Below are 2,150 nucleotides of genomic sequence, written 5' to 3'. Positions count from 1 at the left end.
GCGCGGTGACGCCGGAGACGGAGAAGGTCTCCTCGCCGGTCAGGCCGAGGGACTCGGCGGTGTGGCCCTCGGGGAACTGGAGCGGCAGGACGCCCATGCCGATGAGGTTCGAGCGGTGGATGCGCTCGTACGACTCGGCGATGACGGCCTTGACGCCGAGGAGCGCGGTGCCCTTGGCCGCCCAGTCGCGGGACGAGCCGGAGCCGTACTCCTTGCCGGCCAGGACGACGAGCGGGACGCCGGCGGCCTGGTAGTTCTGCGAGGCGTCGTAGATGAAGGAGACCGGGCCGCCCTCCCGCGTGAAGTCACGCGTGTAGCCGCCCTCGGTGCCCGGCGCGATCTGGTTGCGCAGGCGGATGTTGGCGAACGTACCGCGGATCATGACCTCGTGGTTGCCGCGGCGGGAGCCGTAGCTGTTGAAGTCGCGGCGCTCGATGCCGTGCTCCGTGAGGTACTGGCCGGCCGGGGTGTCGGCCTTGATGGCGCCGGCCGGGGAGATGTGGTCGGTGGTGACCGAGTCGCCCAGCTTGGCCAGCACGCGGGCGCCGGTGATGTCCTCGACCGGGGCCGGCTCCATCTGCATGCCCTCGAAGTACGGGGGCTTGCGGACGTAGGTGGACTCGCTGTCCCACTCGAAGGTGTCGCCGGTCGGCACGGGCAGCGCCTGCCACTGGGCGTCGCCGGCGAAGACGTCGGCGTAGGACTTGGAGAACATGTCCTCGCCGATGGCGTTCGCCACGACGTCGTTGACCTCGGCCTCGGAGGGCCAGATGTCCTTCAGGAAGACCGGGTTGTTGTCCTGGTCGTAGCCGAGGGCCTCGCGGGTGATGTCCACCTTCATGGAACCGGCGATCGCGTAGGCGACGACCAGCGGCGGGGACGCCAGGTAGTTCATCTTGACGTCGGGGTTGATCCGGCCCTCGAAGTTGCGGTTGCCGGACAGCACCGAGGTGACGGCGAGGTCGTGCTCGTTGACGGCCTTGGAGACCTCCTCCGGCAGCGGGCCGGAGTTGCCGATGCAGGTGGTGCAGCCGTAACCGACCAGGTTGAAGCCGACCTTGTCGAGGTACGGGGTCAGGCCCGCCTTCTCGAAGTAGTCGGTGACGACCTTGGAGCCCGGGGCGAGGGTGGTCTTGACCCACGGCTTGCGGGTCAGGCCCTTCTCCACCGCCTTCTTGGCCACCAGCGCGGCGGCGACCATGACGTACGGGTTGGAGGTGTTGGTGCAGGAGGTGATGGCCGCGACCGTCACCGCGCCGTGGTCCAGGGTGTAGGTGGTGCCGTCGGGGGCGGTCACCTCGACCGGGTGCGACGGGGCGCCGTTGGAGATGGCCGGGGCGTCGGAGGCCGGNNCTTCTCGGAGAAGTCCGGCTCGGCCTTCGGGTCCAGCCAGAGGCCCTGCTCCTTGGCGTACGCCTCGACGAGCGCGACCTGCTGCTCGCTGCGGCCGGTCAGACGCAGGTAGCTCAGCGTCTCGTCGTCTACGGGGAAGATCGCGGCGGTGGAGCCGAACTCCGGCGACATGTTGCCGATGGTGGCGCGGTTGGCCAGGGAGGTCGCGGCCACGCCCTCACCGTAGAACTCGACGAACTTGCCGACGACGCCGTGCTTGCGCAGCATCTCGGTGATGGTGAGCACGAGGTCGGTGGCGGTGGTGCCGGGCTGGAGCTCACCGGTGAGCTTGAAGCCGACGACGCGCGGGATCAGCATGGAGACCGGCTGGCCGAGCATGGCCGCCTCGGCCTCGATGCCGCCNNGCCGAGGCCGTTGACCATCGTGGTGTGCGAGTCGGTGCCGACCAGCGTGTCGGGGTACGCCTTGCCGTCGCGGGTCATCACGACGCGGGCCAGGTGCTCGATGTTCACCTGGTGGACGATGCCGGTGCCGGGCGGGACGACCTTGAACTCGTCGAACGCGGTCTGGCCCCAGCGCAGGAACTGGTAGCGCTCCTTGTTGCGGCCGTACTCCAGGTCGACGTTCTGCTTGAAGGCGTCGTTGGTGCCGAACTTGTCGGCGATGACGGAGTGGTCGATGACCAGCTCGGCCGGGGCCAGCGGGTTGATCTTGGCCGGGTCGCCGCCGAGCTCCTTCACGGCCTCACGCATCGTGGCGAGGTCGACGACACAGGGCACGCCGGTGAAGTCCTGCAT

Annotated in this window: 1 pseudogene; it reads right to left on the bottom strand. The window is 69.0% G+C overall.

Features of this window, described 5'->3' with window-relative positions:
• A pseudogene (locus CCN29_RS33325) lies at nt 1-2,150 on the bottom strand (aconitate hydratase); the annotation flags it as partial.

Origin of the sequence: Streptomyces pseudogriseolus, from assembly GCA_002154585.1 — a bacterium.
Classification (GTDB): domain Bacteria; phylum Actinomycetota; class Actinomycetes; order Streptomycetales; family Streptomycetaceae; genus Streptomyces; species Streptomyces pseudogriseolus.
This window is presented reverse-complemented; position numbering and strand designations above follow the sequence as displayed.